Origin of the sequence: Parvimonas sp. D2, assembly GCF_035282635.1 — a bacterium.
In the GTDB taxonomy this organism is placed as follows: domain Bacteria; phylum Bacillota; class Clostridia; order Tissierellales; family Peptoniphilaceae; genus Parvimonas.
In genome coordinates this window covers 129,287-144,528 of record NZ_JAYKBO010000005.1, presented here as the reverse complement: position 1 = coordinate 144,528, position 15,242 = coordinate 129,287, and the positions used below count along the sequence as shown (strand labels likewise).

Sequence of the window (15,242 nt, the reverse complement as noted above, 5' to 3'; positions counted from 1 at the left end):
TTTTTATGCTTTTAAACTACTCTTTGGTATCTTCCTATCTAGTCCCTTCTTGAGTGCCTTAATATTATATCAGCCTTTTTGCTTTCAGTCAATGTGTTTTTCAATATTTTTCGCTATATATTAAAATTTTTCATTGTTTTAGAAAACATAATTTATATATTTTTTTATTTTACAAAACAAAGAAATCCTAATTAAAATTAGGATTTCTTCTTTATATATATTATTAGTTTTATAGGATTGAATTTCCAGTTATATTTTTTCCTACCCATGATCTTAAAACATCGATACTAGGAAACATAACTTGACTTGCATATGCATCTCTCATTAGTCTTTCAATATTTCCTTTTTTATTATACGCTTGCCCTCCTCCAATTCTCATTGCAATATTTGCATTTTCAATTGAGTTTTCTGAAGCAATAATTCTTGCAGACATTATTTTTCTAAAGCCGTCTTCTTCTAGTTTTCCAAAAGAATTTACTGCCGATTCTAAAACACCTTTAGCAGAAATTACATTAGTATATAGTTTTGATAAGTGAATTTGAATTGCTTCGATGTCAGCAAGTGAATTTTCTCCATATTTCCTATTTTTAGCATGGTTTAAAGCTGATTCATAAAGAGAATAACAAACTCCTGAATATACTCCTGCAAGACCAGTCATAAAGTAAATTACATCTAAATTAACTTCATACGGTTGAGGATTAGTTTTTCTACAGATCTTTATTCCATATTTATTATCTAATTTAATATTTTCCATGATCATAGGACATGAATTATTACCTTTCATTCCTATTCCTTTCCAGTCACTTTCTTTAAAAGATAGTCCTTCTGTTGTTCTTGGAACAAGCCAGTTTTTCATTTCTCCCTTGCTATTTTTTGGAACCGAAATTAAATAGTAATCAGCATAATTAGCTGAAGTAATCATACTTTTAACTCCATTAATAATAGAGTAATCTTCAAATTCTTCTAATTTTATATCTGATTTAAAAACATGTACTCCACTTTCAAATTCACTTCTTGCAAGTGATAACATCTTATTATTTTCTGCAACTTCAGAAATGATGAATTTTTTTAATTCTTCATTTGCAAATGTAAGAACAAATTTAAGAGCAACATTATGCATAGTATATCCAAGTCCAACTGTCGCCGCTCCTTCTGCAAATGCTTGAGTAATATAAGCTTGAGCTTCAGGTCCAGCCCCTTCTCCACCGAATTCAACTGGAACTAAAACTTTAAAAAATCCTTCTTCTTTAATTTTATCAAATATTTCTTTTGGAAATTTTCCTTTTTCATCAATTTCTTCAGCTACAGGTTTTATATACTTATCTGAAAATTCTTTTGCCCATTTGTAATAATCTCTCATTTTTACCTCCTAAAATATGATTATTCAGAATATACCCCTAGAAATAAATAATAACATTAAAATTTTTTATGGTGATTTTTAATCATTAATAAAATTTATGGAACTTATTATCAAAAAAGAGCTTAGTTTTTTCTAAGCTCTTTTTTGATATATTATTCTTCATCTTTATCCCAATCAAAAGTTCTCTTTACAGCCTTTTTCCAACCTTTAAGTTTTTTATTTCTGTTTTCTTCACTTAAAACAGGATAAAATGTCTTGTCTTTTTTCCAAATATTCTTTATTTCATCAGTACTTTTCCAAAATCCAACTGCAAGCCCTGCAAGAAAGGCACAACCCATTGCTGTAGTTTCTAAGACTTCAGGTCTTGTAACCTCCGCATTTAACATATCAGATTGGAATTGCAACAAAAATCCGTTTGCACTTGCTCCACCATCAACTTTTAAATTTTGTATTTTTATATTTGTATCTTCTTCAATACAATTAAATACATCTACACATTGATAAGCTATAGATTCAAGCATTGCGCGAATTATATGTTCTCTTTTAGTTCCTCTAGTAAGTCCGAATATAGCTCCTTTTGCATTCATATCCCAATAAGGTGCTCCAAGACCTGTAAATGCAGGAACAATATAAACACCATCAGTATCATCAACTAAGTTTGCATATTGTTCAGATAGGCTTGCTTCATAAAGCAGTCTTAACTCATCTCTAAGCCATTGTATTCCAGCGCCTGCAATAAAGATACTTCCCTCTAAGGCATATGTAACTTCACCATTTAATCCCCAAGCTATTGTAGTAAGGAGTCCGTTTTTAGATTTTAAAACTTCTTTTCCTATATTCATCAAAAGAAAAGCTCCCGTTCCATAAGTTATTTTAGCCTCAGCTTTTTCAAAGCAATTTTGTCCAAAAAGAGCAGATTGTTGATCTCCAATTACAGAAGCTATAGGAATTTTAGCTCCTCCAAAAGTGTATTCATCAGTATAACCATAAATTTCACTTGAATCTCTAACTTCGGGTAGTATAGATTTTGGAATATTTAAAATTTTTAAAATATCTTCATCCCATTGTAGTGTATTTATATTAAATAACATCGTCCTTGAAGCATTTGAATAGTCAGTTATATGCACTTTCCCTCTTGTCAAGTTCCAAACTATCCAAGTATCTACAGTTCCGAATAGTAATTCTCCTTTTTCTGCCTTTTCTCTTGCTCCCTCAACATTATCTAATATCCATTTTATTTTTGTGGCGGAAAAATAAGCATCAAGTTTTAGTCCAGTTTTTTCAAAAATCAAACTCTCATAACCATCTTTTCTTATTTGTTCACAAATTTCTGCAGTTCTTCTACATTGCCAAACAATTGCATTATATATTGGCTTTCCTGTAGATTTTTCCCAGATAATTGTAGTTTCCCTTTGGTTTGTAATTCCAATGGCTTTAACTTCATTAGGTCTTACAAAATTCTTTTCTAAAACTTCTCTGCAAACTCCAGATTGAGTCGCCCAAATATCCATTGCATCATGTTCAACCCATCCTGCCTTTGGAAAAATTTGCCTAAATTCCTTTTGTGATATACCCTTTATATTTCCACTATGATCAAATAAAATAGCTCTTGAGCTCGTCGTTCCTTGGTCTAACGCCAAAATATATCCGTCCATAAAAACCTCCTAAGCTCTTATATCCATACTTAATATCCATTTTTTATTCATATTTGAAAGTATTAATTTCAATATGACAAGCAATAATAGTATAGTAATCAATACAATATTTGTGCAATAATCATAAATTACGGGATAAATCAATCTATATATATAAGTTATGAGTATAAGAACTATTGAGTATGCATATTTATAGAAAGCTTTATTGATACCTTTTCCTTTTTTCATAGAGATTTTTTTGTAAATCAAATCTAAAAATGTAGCAAATTCTACAACAAAAGTAATTGCTAAATAAACAACAAGTAGATATAGAATTGTATCTAAGTATATGCTGTCAGTTAACAAACCTGCATAAAAAATCTCATATACAACAAATAGTATAAAAAACACAAGTCCATAAACTATACAACTCATTGTTTTAATCTTAGCTATTTTTTTTCTACTAAATCCATTTATAAAAAGTTGATTGAATATATTTTTTTTCGAGAAAACAAAAGTCAAAAAGCTTGCAGTTAATATTGACATAAACACTTCAGCATTTAAATATATATCAATACTTAAAATTTTTGCAAAAGCTAAAAATACGAGTTCACATATAACAGAAAATACTATTCCAATTAAAAAAGTATCGAATAATAATTTTAAGGTAAATAATAGTCCCTTTCTCAATTTAATGACCTCCTTCAGATGCAGTAATTGCTTCATAAAGCTCCTTCAAAGATACAGTTCTACTCCCATGTTCTTTAATTTCGTCTTCATCTTTTGCTAAAATATAGACATTTTTTAACTTAGAAAAGTTTTTTACATCTCTAACCGCCAAAATATTTCTCTCCTTAGCGATATCATCTATAAATTCAATAGAAACAGAAATAGAATAAACCATTTTTTCAAGATTTTCTCTACTTTCAAAAAGCACTACTTTTTTATCTTTAATAATAATTATATAGTCAAGATAATCAAAAAAATAATTTACATTTTTACTGTGGATAATCGGTGTATAACCCATTCTTTTATAATTGCCCATTAAAATATCACTTAATTTTCTAATATCTAAACTTGAAAGTCCAATTTCCGGCTTATTAAAAAGAAGATACTTTTTTTTCATACATATTGTAACAATAGTCTTAAAGATTGTACAGTTTTGAACATTCTCTTCAACTTTAAACTTCTTATCAAGATCGAGTTTAAAAGATTCACAAAGTTCTAGTGCATAAGCTACATCAAAATCCGAATTAAAATCTGAAATAGTCTTTAAAATTTGTCTTAGAGTATATCCACTATAAAATTCCATTTTTGGACACATATAAATCAAATCTCTCGCATTTTCAGGCTCTTTTCCGTCAATTAAAACAGTCCCATCATCTTTGAAAGTATAATTACATAAAATATTAAAAATTGTAGTTCCACCAGAGTTGATTCTTCCCAAAATGCCGTAAGTCTTTCCCTCTTCAATTTCCAAATTAAAATCATCAATTGCTACAAATTTTCCATAATTTTTCTTTAAATTCTTAATTTCAATCATTTATATTTCCTCTATAATATCTAAAATAATACTCTTAACAACTTTTGCTGACTCTAAAACAAAGGTTTCAAAATCGCAATCCGCCTCTTCATTTGCATTGTCGGATATTGAACGTAGAGTCAAATATCTAACATTATTCAAATGACAAGTATGCACAATGGAGCAACTTTCCATTTCACAACAAAGAGAGTTAAAATTTGCTTTTATTCTGTCTTTAATTTCTTTTTTTGCTACAAAAACATCTCCTGTAGCTATAATCCCTTTAAAAATTCTATCTTCAGGTAAAACTTTTTTCGCATTTTCATAAGAAATATCCACTAATTTTTTATCAGCAATAAATTTAACATCACGAAGTGCAGGAATTTGTCCCATCACATAGCCTGCTTCTGTACAATCAAAATCGTGATAAAAATATTCTGTACCTATAACCAAGTCGCCTATTTTTACATCGTTGTCAGTTGAACCAGCGACTCCTATATTTATAATAATCTCAGGAGAAAAGTTGTCTATCATACTTTGAGTATAAATTGCAGAATTTACTTTTCCAACTCCACAAATCCCAAGTACAACTTCCTTATTAGAAATATTTGCTAGATAAAAGGTAAAACAGCCTCTCCTTACTTTTTTTGTTTCAATTTTATCTATAATTTCCATTAGCTCTTCATCAAGAGCACTTATAATCCCTATCATACAACCACCCCTTATATTTTTATATTATAATTATCTTTTTATTTTATATATATTAATTGTATCATACTTTTAGGGATTTAAAAAATTTTTTTGAAACTTTTTACTTTTTTAAATTTTATTTAAGGTTTCTATGGCAAAATATATATATCCTATCCAAAAGAAATAAATATTTTTTAAGATTAGATTTACTTTTAAGCAAATCTAATTCATCATAATCTCCTAATAATCCCCAAAAACAAAATGGAGAATATGAACTTAGGCTAAAAGCCTATTTAGCCATAGCCCTTTTTGATAATTTTTTTAGGCTAAGGCATTTAAATTACAAGTAATCTAATTGATTAAAATTAAGTTTACAATTTTAAGTAAATTTAATTTTAATCAAACTTTACTTTTTAAAATGAAAATAGCATAATTTTCTTTTTAATAAATTTTCCTTAAGAATTATGATGTATCAAATTTATCTTTTTTAATTTAAAGATATTCATTTGAATTGCATCATAATTCTTTTTTTATGGAAATTTAATGATATTTTTATTTAAATTTTTTAAAAAACTTAAGACTTTCTTCTACGGCGATTTACATCGGACATAATTTCAAGAGCCTTGTTGTTTCACAATAAAAAAGAAACCACAAAAGTGGTCTCTTTATTTTTCTTTTAATTCCTATTTAATAGGTTCTTTTGCTGTTACTTCAATATCAGAATTGCTAAAGTCTGTACCAGGAGTTATATCATATTTCTTAACTCTGTTATTTACAGCAGTTATGTTCTTTCTAAATAGTGTAGGAATAACTGGTGCATTTTCAAACATATAGTTTGCAAATTCTTTGTATGCTTTAGCTCTGTAATCTTTATCAACAGCTTCATAAGAGTTAATCTTATTTAAAATTGCATCTAATTCAGGAGTTGCATATCTACAGAAGTTGAATTTTGCATTTCTTGCATAGAATCCTGATGGGTTAGGATTTGATCCAGTTCCCCAACCACCCATGTAAACATCAATTTCAGGGTCATCAGCATCTAATTTATCATAGAATGAGTTAAATTCTATAAGTCTTCCGTTAGTAAGTTCAACATCTAAGCCAATTTGTTTCCATTGTTGGATATAGTAGTTAGCTATAGGTTCAGCTGTAGCACCACCAGACATTGATGCGAATTTAATCTTTAATGGTTTACCTTCTTTATCTTCTCTTATTCCGTCACCATTAGTATCTTTGTAACCTGCTTCATCAAGAAGTTTCTTAGCTTTTTCTAAATCGTAAGTATAACCTTTTAATGAATCATCATAGTATTCTTTGAATGCTGGAATCATAAGTTGAGTAGCATTTCTTCTTAGACCTTGGTAGAATTTTTCACCAACGGCATTGTTATCAAGTGCATAACCCATTGCTTGACGTAATTTTACATCTGCCATCTTAGCATTAGGATCAGTTACAACTTCTCCTTTTTCTTTATCCCATTTACCAAGTTTAAATCCTAAATAAGTATATCCTAAATCGTCTTGAACACCAATCTTTACATTCTTTAATTCTTTAACTTTTGAATAAAGGTCTGAGTTTAATCCAACTGTTAAGTCATATTCACCAGATTGTAAAGCTGCAACGATTTGTGCTGATGGAACAATTTTCCATATAACTTTTTTAATCTTTGGTTGACCCTTATAGTAATAAGGGTTAGCTTCGAAAACAACTTGTTGTCCTGGAACTATTTCTTTAATATAGTATGGTCCAGGTGATAATGGATTCTTTCTAGTAATGTCATGAGATTCTTGATCCTTAATAGGAATATCTTTTAACTTATGACTTGGAACTGGTTCAAAAGGAATTCCACCACCCCAAAGGATACTTGGAGTAAATTTCTTAAATGTTACTTCAAATTTCTTATCACTAATAGTTTTGAAACCAGAGATTTCTTTACTTTCACCCTTATTGTATTCTTCTATACCTTCTACGTTTCTCATATCTGCATCAAAACGAACGCCTGTATAGTCTTTATTAGCTATAATTTTATAATATTCTAAGAAGTCTGCGGAAGTAACAGGAGTTCCGTCATTCCATGTATATTTTTCATTTATTGTTATAATTGCTTTTCTTTCTTCAGGTTTGAATTCAACGTCAGCACCGCCACCGTTTTTTAATCTGTAGTTTTCATCAATTTTGAATGTACCGCCTGCACAGTAGTTCAAAATTTCCAAATCTGGGTTACCACTTGCAAAAGCTTGGTGGAAAATACCAGTAAATGGTGAGTCACTAATATGTGCAACCTTAAGAGTTGCATCTTCTACTGGAGTTCCTTCATTTTCGATAACCATATTGTCTTGAACCCCTACTTGCTTGTCTTCGTTTTTCTTTTCACTCTTACCGCCACACGCGGAGAATAAAAAAGATGTTGCTAAACATAGAGCAACGATTTTTGATAATTTTTTCATATCTAAATCCCCCTTTATGTATTTACACGACCTATCCATCGTGTAGTAAACGATTAATTACTTTACTAATCGCACACTTCGTTGTGTTAGATAAAAATACAAGTTTAAGAAGGGCTTTGCCCTTCTTTTCTTTGTTTTTCTACTTAACTTTATCATATTATACTATATAAAAAAACTTTTTGCAATAGTTTTTTAGCATAAATTGTAGTTTTTTTAAATTTTTAGTTTAATTATTGAACAAATTAGAGTAAATATCTAATAAAAATAGATTTTTTATAAATTTTATTTTTAAATTTTTTGTTGTAAAAACGTATTCTTCGACTTTAAAATTTTATCCCGTTAACATCACAAATAATATTGCTCGTATCAATTTGCTCAAAAAATAAAATATAATTTTTTATAGAATTTTTCGTATAAATTTTATATTATTAAACTGATCTTTCACAAAAAAAGTGCCAATGATTTCTCATTGACACTTTATACAAGTATTTAAATATTATTTTATAGGTTCAGGTGCTGTTAATTCAACATCAGAAATACTAAAAGTAGTCCCTGGAGTTGTATCCCATTTTTTAACTCTGTTATTTACAGCAACTATAGATTTTCTAAATAGAGTAGGAACAACTGGTATATTTTCAAACATATAGTTTGCAAATTCTTTGTATGCTTTTGCTCTATATTCTTTATCAACTGCTTCATAAGAGTTAATCTTATCAAATATTGCATCTAATTCAGGTGTTGCAAATCTTGAGAAGTTATATTGAGCTTTTCTTCCGTAAAGACCTGTAGGGTTAGGATTTGATCCAGTTCCCCAAGCAGCTTGATAAATATCAATTTCAGGATCATCAGCTTGAACTTTTTCATAGAATGAGTTAAATTCTATAAGTCTTCCATTAGTAAGTTCAACATCTAAGCCAATTTGTTTCCATTGTTGGATATAGTAGTTAGCAATAGGTTCAGCTGTAGCTCCACCTGACATTGAAGCAAATTTAATCTTAAATGGTTTACCATTTTTATCTTCTCTAATTCCGTCATTGTTTGTATCTTTGTAACCAGCTTCATCAAGAAGTTTTTTAGCTTTTTCTAAATCGTAAGTATAACCTTTTAATGAATCATCATAATATTCTTTAAATGCAGGAATCATAAGTTGGGTTGCATTTCTTCTTAGACCTTGATAGAATTTTTCACCAACTGCATCATTGTCAATTGCATAAGCCATAGCTTGACGTAATTTTACATCTGCCATCTTAGCATTAGGATCAGTTACAACTTCTTTCTTTTCATTGTCCCATTTACCAAGTTTAAATCCAATGTAAGTATAAGATAAGTCATCTTGTACACCAATTTGAACATTCTTTAATGCACTTACTTTACTATAAAGGTCAGCATTTAAACTAACAGTTAAATCATATTCACCTGATTGTAGCGCAGCAACGATTTGAGCTGATGGAACAATTTTCCATATAACTTTTTTAACCTTTGGTTGACCCTTGTAGTAATATGGGTTAGCTTCAAAAACAACTTGTTGTCCTGGAACTATTTCTTTGATATAGTAAGGTCCAGGAGACAATGGGTTCTTTCTAGTGATGTCATGCGCTTCTTGTTCCTTAACAGGAATGTCTTTTAACTTATGACTTGGAACTGGTTCAAAAGGAATTCCACCACCCCAAAGTATACCAGGATTGAATTTTTTAAAGTGAATTTCGAATTTCTTATCACTCAAAGTTTTAAAACCTGAAATTTCCTTACTTTCACCTTTACTATATTCTTCTATACCAACTACATTTCTCATATCATCATCAAAACGAACACCTGTATAGTCTTTATGAGCTATGATTTTATAGTATTCTAAGAAGTCTGCGGAAGTAACAGGAGTACCATCATTCCAAGTATATTTTTCATGTATTGTTATAATAGCTTTCTTTTCTTCTGGTTTAAATTCAATATCTGCACCGCCACCATTTACTAATCTGTAGTTTTCATCAGATTTAAATGTACCATTAGTGGAGTAGGCCATAATTTCTTGATCTGGATTACCACTTGCAAAAGCTTGATGGAAAATTCCAGTAAATGGAGAATCACTTACATAAGCAATTTTAAGTGTTGCATTCTCAACTGGTGTTCCTTCATTTTCAATAACTAACTTATCTTGAACACCAACATCTTTTGTTTTGTCTTTATTGCCAGTCTTACCACCACATGCAGATAATAAAAATGTGGTTGCTAAACATAGAGCAACAATTTTGGATAATTTTTTCATACTAAAATCCCCCTTTATGTATTTTTTAGACGTACATGTCTTAAATTTAGCGAGTATTTTGTTAATGATTCTTCGCTAATCTTGTTATACAAAAGATTATAATTAAGATTACTATCTTAAAATCTTTTCCCTATCTCTATATAACTTTATCATATTATACTATATTTAAAATATTTTTACAATACTTTTTTAAAAAAGTTTGTATATTTTTGTTATTTTTATTTTATTAACTAAATATAATGTAGCAAAACTGTTATGAAGTTCGCTTACGAAGTCTATTAAAAAATGCAGATTAAGTTAATAATCTGCATTTTTTGTGAAACTACAATGTTTCCAGATACCTACCATCGCGGAAAGATGGAGTTCTTTTCTATTTAATTTCTTTTAAGTCTGATATTTTATCTAATTTACCTTTAATTAGAGAGTTATCCAGTGAAGTTCTAAATATTTTATAACTTTCAATATTTATTACTTTTCTTGTAGTTTTTTCATTTGACTTTGATTCATTTATTACAAAACTTTTTTCTTCTCCATTAATCTTGTATTTAACTACAATTTCTCCAGATCTTGGCATTCCTTCAAGAATAACTTTTTTTGCACCAGTAATATTTAAATCTGTCGTCATTGAATTTATATTCACTTCTACAAAGTCTTTAACATTTTTTGCATCAACATTTACCACAGTTTGATTATCATCACCATTACTAGAAGCAGTTGGCCTTCCTGAAATCAACAACTTTTCAATTTTATCAGTTGTGTAATTTAAAGTTTTTAAAAAAGTATTTGGAATTTCAATTATTTCGTCATTTACGTCTTTAATAGTGAATTCATTAAATTGATTAAGCATGTTCTTAATAGGACTTCCAGAAAATAAATTTTTATCATAGGCACTGTAAGTTAACTCTTTTTTTAATAATTCATTATTTTCACTTCCATTTACTGTTCCCATAATTTCAATAGGATTTTTGACCTCAATAACTATTTTTGTTTTATCTTCTTTCTTAGAAGGACTTATAAGGGAATACGAAAGTTTATTATAAATTACAGAGTTGTTAATCATTTTTGTTACATAGTTAAAGCTTGAACTTTTTTCGTCATCTATTCTTTTCGTTATGACATCAATTTTATTATTATTTTTTTCATCAAAGTTTGCTTCATTATCAAAATATTTATCTTTATAGGTTACTGTTATACGATTGTATTCATCTTGACTTTTCTTTATTTCAACATTGTAACCCTCATATTTGCTTAAATCTATATATTTTATTTCTTTTTCAGTTTTTAAGATTTCTTTTGAGCTGTAGGTTAATTTTTTCTCAATTTCTTCATCCGCTCTTCTTTGAACTTCACAAATCATTTTGTAAGAGCCTGTAAAACCAACGGCAATTAAACAAAAAGAAACTATAGCCAATACTTTTATTTTAAAATATTTACCTTTCATATTCGTCCTCCTTTGTTTTTTGTCCATAAACTCTTGAGTACATAAATTTTATTTTAATCCAGTCATTATATTTTAAAACTAATCTATATATAGCTAGAGAATAATATTTTATCAAGATACTCATAGCTATGAAAAGTCCTATCGCAAGCATTATCGGAAATACTATCCAAAAAATATTGAGTGAAAGCGATGATAATGCAGAGAGAGTGTATGGAGTTAAGAAAATTGCAAGTCCTACTCCAAACAAAGTTATTCCTACAAAGAAAAACCATATTCCACCTAAAATTATTAGCATTATTGCAAAGAATAGTGAAATAATTATAAGGAAAAACATTCCTTTTGATAAGATGAATATCAAAACAAGGTTTAGAATAGCCATAAAGAAAGCTAACTCAAATCCTATTTCTAAAATATTACTAACTCCTCTAAAAGCTAAGGCAAAATAGAATAACATAATCAAAACATTTACTAATGTTAGAAACTTCCCTGCCTTAGTTTGTATTCCTTTATTCGTTCTAACTAGAAATGACATTGAGATGATATATATTCCTAGCATTTCTGTAAGAGCAACTAAAAATCTAAATCCTAGAACTAACTCTATTACTGAAAAAATAGCTAGGAACATAAATGCAAAAATTCCATATTTTTCTACGAATTTATCACATTTATTCTCCATTATTTCGATTTCTCCTCTTGAGCTCTTTTCTGAAAGACCTTTTTCAAACCAATTATCGAATTTTCTAGTTAAGTTTGTAAAAAATCCTTCTTTTTTTGAAATATTTCTATCTTCAGCTCTAAGTTCTTGAACTATTATTTTAGGAGAGCCAAGCTCTAAAATTATCTCTTGCTCAGTTTTTCCATCTAATTTAGCATTTAAAAAATACTCTTCATAGTCTCTTAAAATATCTAAACTTTCCTCTTCTGAGTAATATTGTAAAAGATAATCCTTTAATACATCTAAGTAATCAGCCTTATTCATCTTTTTCACCTCTTTTCAAAATACTGTCCATACCAGTTTTTAGTTTTTCCCATGATTCTACTTGATTTTTATAATGTTCCATTCCAGAAACAGTAATTCTATAGTATTTTCGCGCAGGGCCTTCGTTTGACTCAACTATATAAGTTTCAAAAAAACCCTCTTTACTTAGTCGCCTGAGAATTGGATATATGGTGCCCTCGCTTACTTCAATGGATTTTGAAATGTTTTGGACAATTTCATATCCATACATATCTTTATCCATTAGAAAGCTTAAAACACAGAGATCCAACAGACCCTTTTTAAATTGAGTATCCATTTTTACCTCCTTTATTGGTTGTTTATTCTATATCGGAATTTATTCGTTTTACTATCTTATATATATAATATCACACTACTATATATAACACAATACCTTTTAATACATTTTTACTAATTTTTTTTAGTTTTTTCTTTATTTACTTTAACTCTTTGTTGATTTTATTTAAAATAAATGTTAGAATTAAATCGTTGCTAAATTATTCTATAAAAGGATATAGTTTAACGTTTTTTCTTAAACAACATTTTTTATATTTTATAATTATTTCTTTTTAACTTAATTTAAGGTTATTGTAATAAAATGGGTATGTTGTTATAAGATGTAAAGTTTATAAATATGTATAAGTCTGTCAAAATGGACAATTTACATTTTAATAAATCTTTGGTTAATATATAATAATCAAGTATAATGGGAGGTGTTATAGTGAAACTTTTTTTCGAATATCCAAATTGCACAACTTGTAAAAGAGCAAAAAAATTCTTAAAGGAAAATGGAATTGATTTTAAGGAAATAAGCCTTAAAGAAGAAACTCCTACTAAGGCTCAAATAAAGGCTGTTCAAGGTAGTATGGGATTAAAGAGACTTTTCAATACGAGTGGTAAAACTTATAGAGATTTAAAATTAAAAGAAAATTTTGATGATCTTTCAGTTGATGAAGCCATTAAATTATTGGTAAAAGATGGTTCTCTTATTAAAAGACCTGTTTTAATTGATGAAGAAAATAAAATTTTCCTTATCGGTTTTAAAGAAAACGACTGGAATGTTTTACTTAAAAAATAATATATAAAGGAGAAAATTATGGATCAACAATATTCTTTAGTTGAAATTTATCCTTCTTATGAAAGTGCTGAATTTCAAAACGATTTCAAAAAAATTGACACTTTGCTTACTGATTTAGGGAAACTTAATTTAGAAGACAATTTAGAAAGTGTCAAGGCAGTTATTAAAATACTTGAAGAAGTTAATACTACAATTTACAGAGTTTTTTCATTTATCGAGCTTAGCCAAGCTATAAACACAACTGATGAAAAGACAACTTACTACAGCAATAATTTGAATGCAAAACTTTCAAATTATGCAAAAACTTTTACAAAAGTTGATAAATTCTTAGGTTCTATCACTGTTGATATTACTAAAGATGAATATTTAAAGAACTATAAATTCTTCTTTAAGAATAAAAAAGATGCTTTAAAACATGTTTTGCCTGAAGATATTGAAGAAGTTATCGCAAAAATGAAACTTTCAAGCTCAAATGCTTGGGAATTTATGTTTAATTTCTTGACTTCAAAGGCATCTATAGAGTTTAGAGGCGAGGAAAAAACTTTAAGTGAAATTAGAAACTTAGCTTATTCTCCAGATGCAAATACAAGAAAAGAAGCTTTTTACAGTGAATTGAAACTTTACGACAGCATAAAAGATTCAATCGCATTTTCTTTAAATAATATTAAACAAGAAGTTAATACAACTTCAAAGATGAGAGGTTTTGAAACTGCTCTTGATGAGTCTTTAGAAAATGCAAGATTAAAGAGAGAAACTTTGACTGCTCTTTGGTCAAGTATTGACGACTATCTACCACATTTTAGAAGATATTTTAAGCATAAAGCTAAACTTCTAGGATATGACGGCGGATTAAAATTCTATGACTTATTTGCTAGTATTGGAGAGAGTGATAGAACTTTCACAGTTGAAGAAGCTCAAGAATTTTTATTGAAACATTTTGCAACTTTTTCAGACGATATGGTAAAAATGGTTAAAGAGGCATTTGATAAAAATTATATTGACTACTTCCCTAAAAAAGGAAAAGTTGGTGGAGCTTTCTGTAGCAATCTTCCATTTATTAAACAATCAAGAGTTATGATGAACTTTGACGGAAGCCTTTCTTCTGTTTTAACTCTTGCGCATGAATTAGGACATGCATATCATGGACTTCATGTTGAAAATCATCTACCTTTAAATTGGGATTACCCAATGCCAGTTGCTGAAACAGCTTCAATTTTCAATGAAAATTTAATTATGTCCGCAGCATTAAATGAAGCATCAGATAAAGATAAAATTACTTTGATGGAATCTCAAATCTCTGACTGTGCTCAAATTACTGTTGATATCTATTCAAGATTTTTATTTGAAAAAGAAGTTTTTGAAAGAAAACTTGACCACTTTATGATGAGTGAAGAATTAGAAGAAATTATGAGAAATGCTCAAAAAGATACTTATGGAGATGGACTTGATCCTGAAACTTACCATCCATTTATGTGGGCTTGTAAACCACATTATTATTCAGCAGGTTTCTCATTCTATAACTACCCTTACTCATTTGGCGGACTTTTCTCAAGAGGCCTTTATGCAATTTACAAAGAAAATCCAAATGGCTTCGTAGAAAAATATCAAGAACTTTTAAAAGCTACTACAATCAATAATTGTGAAGATGTTGCTAAAGTTATGAATATTGATTTAACTAAGAAAGATTTCTGGCTAAAATCATTAGAAAGCATAAAAGAAGAAATTGACGAATTTATAGAATTGACAAGTAAATAGTTAAAATATTAATGGCGATTAAAAATCGCCTTTTTAATTGGAATTATTGTACTTATCT

At 28.7% G+C, this 15,242-nt stretch carries 12 protein-coding genes; 2 read left to right on the top strand and 10 right to left on the bottom strand.

Going from position 1 to position 15,242, the window contains the following annotated elements; all coding sequences use genetic code 11:
- Positions 1-229: 229 nt before the first annotated feature.
- From VJI77_RS06555 to VJI77_RS06510, 10 genes are all read right to left on the bottom strand, one after another.
- Positions 230-1,360, bottom strand: a complete 1,131-nt coding sequence (locus VJI77_RS06555) for an acyl-CoA dehydrogenase family protein (protein WP_323988815.1) — start codon at positions 1,358-1,360, stop codon at positions 230-232.
- Between the two features lie 152 nt (positions 1,361-1,512).
- Positions 1,513-3,015, bottom strand: coding sequence for a glycerol kinase GlpK (gene glpK, locus VJI77_RS06550; protein WP_323988814.1), 1,503 nt, complete (start codon positions 3,013-3,015; stop codon positions 1,513-1,515).
- A 9-nt stretch (positions 3,016-3,024) separates the two neighbouring features.
- Positions 3,025-3,684 carry a hypothetical protein gene (locus tag VJI77_RS06545; RefSeq protein WP_313961498.1) on the bottom strand — a complete coding sequence of 220 codons (660 nt, stop codon included), beginning with the start codon at positions 3,682-3,684 and terminating at the stop codon, positions 3,025-3,027.
- Between the two features lies 1 nt (position 3,685).
- Positions 3,686-4,537: an ATP-binding cassette domain-containing protein gene (locus VJI77_RS06540; RefSeq protein WP_323988813.1), complete on the bottom strand. Its 852-nt coding sequence runs from the start codon at positions 4,535-4,537 to the stop codon at positions 3,686-3,688.
- Positions 4,538-5,227: a 5'-methylthioadenosine/adenosylhomocysteine nucleosidase gene (locus VJI77_RS06535; RefSeq protein ID WP_323988812.1), complete on the bottom strand. Its 690-nt coding sequence runs from the start codon at positions 5,225-5,227 to the stop codon at positions 4,538-4,540.
- Positions 5,228-5,889: 662 nt separating this feature from the next.
- Positions 5,890-7,653 (bottom strand): oligopeptide ABC transporter substrate-binding protein, encoded by a 1,764-nt coding sequence (locus VJI77_RS06530; protein WP_323988811.1) that lies wholly within the window; start codon positions 7,651-7,653, stop codon positions 5,890-5,892.
- 496 nt (positions 7,654-8,149) lie between these two features.
- Positions 8,150-9,913, bottom strand: a complete 1,764-nt coding sequence (locus VJI77_RS06525; protein ID WP_323988810.1) for an oligopeptide ABC transporter substrate-binding protein — start codon at positions 9,911-9,913, stop codon at positions 8,150-8,152.
- 370 nt (positions 9,914-10,283) lie between these two features.
- Positions 10,284-11,354, bottom strand: a complete 1,071-nt coding sequence (locus tag VJI77_RS06520) for a hypothetical protein (protein WP_323988809.1) — start codon at positions 11,352-11,354, stop codon at positions 10,284-10,286.
- Positions 11,344-12,333, bottom strand: a complete 990-nt coding sequence (locus VJI77_RS06515; RefSeq protein ID WP_323988808.1) for a DUF1700 domain-containing protein — start codon at positions 12,331-12,333, stop codon at positions 11,344-11,346. The genes VJI77_RS06520 and VJI77_RS06515 overlap by 11 nt, the downstream gene beginning before the upstream one ends.
- Positions 12,326-12,649: a PadR family transcriptional regulator gene (locus VJI77_RS06510; protein ID WP_293439880.1), complete on the bottom strand. Its 324-nt coding sequence runs from the start codon at positions 12,647-12,649 to the stop codon at positions 12,326-12,328. The genes VJI77_RS06515 and VJI77_RS06510 overlap by 8 nt, the downstream gene beginning before the upstream one ends.
- A gap of 423 nt (positions 12,650-13,072) precedes the next feature.
- On the opposite strand from VJI77_RS06510, the gene VJI77_RS06505 reads away from it, so the two are divergent.
- Both VJI77_RS06505 and VJI77_RS06500 read left to right on the top strand, forming a co-directional pair.
- Positions 13,073-13,429, top strand: coding sequence for a Spx/MgsR family RNA polymerase-binding regulatory protein (locus tag VJI77_RS06505; RefSeq protein ID WP_009354935.1), 357 nt, complete (start codon positions 13,073-13,075; stop codon positions 13,427-13,429).
- Between the two features lie 18 nt (positions 13,430-13,447).
- Positions 13,448-15,184 carry a M3 family oligoendopeptidase gene (locus VJI77_RS06500; RefSeq protein ID WP_323988807.1) on the top strand — a complete coding sequence of 579 codons (1,737 nt, stop codon included), beginning with the start codon at positions 13,448-13,450 and terminating at the stop codon, positions 15,182-15,184.
- Positions 15,185-15,242 lie beyond the last annotated feature (58 nt).